This is a genomic window from Branchiibius sp. NY16-3462-2 (genome assembly GCF_001594145.1).
Lineage (GTDB): Bacteria > Actinomycetota > Actinomycetes > Actinomycetales > Dermatophilaceae > Branchiibius.
The window spans coordinates 1-1,390 of sequence record NZ_LVCF01000022.1 but is presented as its reverse complement, the minus strand read 5'-3'; the positions used below and the strand labels follow the sequence as shown (position 1 = coordinate 1,390).

1 protein-coding gene is annotated in these 1,390 nt (G+C 63.3%); it reads left to right on the top strand.

Translation table 11 applies throughout. From position 1 onward, the window contains the following. Nucleotides 1-144 precede the first annotated feature (144 nt). Nucleotides 145-1,356: an IS256 family transposase gene (locus AZH51_RS05975; RefSeq protein WP_291522351.1), complete on the top strand. Its 1,212-nt coding sequence runs from the start codon at nt 145-147 to the stop codon at nt 1,354-1,356. Nucleotides 1,357-1,390 lie beyond the last annotated feature (34 nt).

Genomic DNA, 1,390 nt, shown 5'->3' with positions numbered 1-1,390 from the left:
GGGTCTGTCCGGAACTTTGTGTAAGTGGCGTGGCGTGAGGTCCCTGCCGGAGGTGGGGTCTGGAAGGAAGATCGCGTCATGTCTGATGAGCAAGCGCGTGAGTTGGTGACAGTGTCGGCGACCGAGGTCGTCGACATCGATGGGTTGGCCGAGCAGCTGGTGTCCTCGGCGGTCGAGCGGCAGGTGTCGTTGACTGGTGAGGACGGGCTTTTGACCGCGTTGACCCGCCGGGTATTGCAGGCCGCGTTGGAAGCTGAGATGAGTGCCCATCTGGGCTACGACAAACACGAGCCGGCCGGGCGGGACGGCGGCAACTCCCGTAACGGCTCCAGCCCCAAGACGGTGCGCACCGAGATCGGGGATGTGACGATCGCGGTCCCGCGGGATCGGGCGGGCACCTTCGAACCGCAGATCGTGCCCAAACATCAACGCCGCCTGGCCGGGTTCGATGAGGCGGTGATCTCCTTGTACGCCAAGGGGATGACTACCGGGGACATCGCTGCCCACTTAGCTCAGGTGTATGACACCGAGGTGTCCCGGGACCTGGTCTCGCGGGTCACCGACCAGGTCCTGGGGGAGATGAAGGCCTGGCAATCACGGCCGCTGGATCCGATCTACCCGGTGATCCTGATCGACGCGATCGTGTTGAAGGTCCGCGAGGGCACGGTCGCGAACCGGCCGGTGTACGTGGCAATCGGTATTGATCTCAATGGTTTTCGTGACGTACTGGGTTTGTGGGTCGGACCCTCTGGTGGGGAAGGAGCCAAGCAGTGGATGAATATGCTGTCCGATCTGCGCAACCGTGGCATCCTCGATGCGTGCATCGTGTGCTGCGACGGGCTCAAAGGGCTCCCGGAGGCCATCACCGCGACCTGGCCGGCCGCCACGGTGCAAACCTGTGTGGTGCATCTGGTGCGCAACAGCCTGCGGTACGCGTCCAAGAAGTACTGGCAAGCGATCACCCGGGACCTGAAGAAGATCTACACCGCCCCGAGTCTGGCGGCCGCGCAGACCGAGTTCGAAGACTTCGCCGATCAGTGGGAGCCGTTGTATCCGGCGATGGTTCGGATGTGGCGCAACTCCTGGGCGGAGTTCATCCCGTTCCTGGACTTCCCCGTCGAGGTCAGAAAGCTGATCTACACCACCAACGGCATCGAGTCGCTCAATGCCCGGTTCCGGGCCGCCACGCGCCGGCGGGGGCATTTCCCCGACGAGCAGTCCGCGTTGAAGGTGCTGTACCTGGCCGTGCTGGAACGGCAGAAGAACCGGCCCAACCCCACCGGGCAGATCGCCGGGTGGAAGAACATCCTGAACGTCCTGTCCCTGACCTACGGCGACCGCCTAGGTCTGAACTAGCCAATGCCACTTACACAAAGAATCCAACAGACCC